This is a genomic window from Cognatundibacterium luofuense, from assembly GCF_018139685.1.
Lineage (GTDB): Bacteria > Pseudomonadota > Gammaproteobacteria > Burkholderiales > Burkholderiaceae_D > Undibacterium > Undibacterium luofuense.
The window spans coordinates 1-646 of the sequence record NZ_JAGSPN010000058.1 but is presented as its reverse complement, the minus strand read 5'-3'; the positions used below and the strand labels follow the sequence as shown (position 1 = coordinate 646).

The following is a 646-nucleotide window of genomic DNA, read 5'->3' as shown; positions in this document are numbered from 1 at the left end:
CCAGTCGCTGCATGCGCTCGCCCTGCTCGGACATCAGTTTCAGATGCGCGTTACGGGTTGGTATATCGAGATCAGGCTGCAACGAGGCGATTTCCAGAAAGCCGTTAATCACCGTCAGCGGAGTGCGCAACTCATGCGAGGCGTTAGCAATAAAGTCGCGTCGCATCATGTCGATACGTTCAGACTCAGTGACATCATGCGTCACCAAAATCTGACGACGGTTTTCAAACGGGATGATGTGCGCAATCAGCTTTCTGTCGCGAAAAGACAGGGTCAGTGGTGTTTCATAGCGTCCCAAAATAATGTAGTCCATGAACTCAGGACTGCGTACCAGATTGGTAACACGCATGCCCTTATCCTGACTCAGACTCAGGCCCAGATGATGTTCAGCGGCGGGATTGCACCATTCCAGAAACAGCACATCATCCATGATCACCACTCCATCCGGCAGCAGTGTCATTGCCTGACGAAAGCGTGCCAGCCATTCAGTCAGCTCAGCCTGATTTTTTTCATCGCCACGACGCAGTTTGTACAAACGGGAAAACACTTCAGTCCAGGCGCCCGATCCATCGGGCAAACGGGAGCTGCTGGGATTATCCAGCCAGTCACCCAGTCGCTGCAAATACACCAGCTGTATCAGAAACAT

At 52.3% G+C, this 646-nt stretch carries 1 protein-coding gene; it reads right to left on the bottom strand.

Going from position 1 to position 646, the window contains the following annotated elements:
- Nucleotides 1–646: phosphate regulon sensor histidine kinase PhoR (locus KDM89_RS19265; RefSeq protein WP_212689531.1), on the bottom strand; the 646-nt coding region annotated here is incomplete at both ends.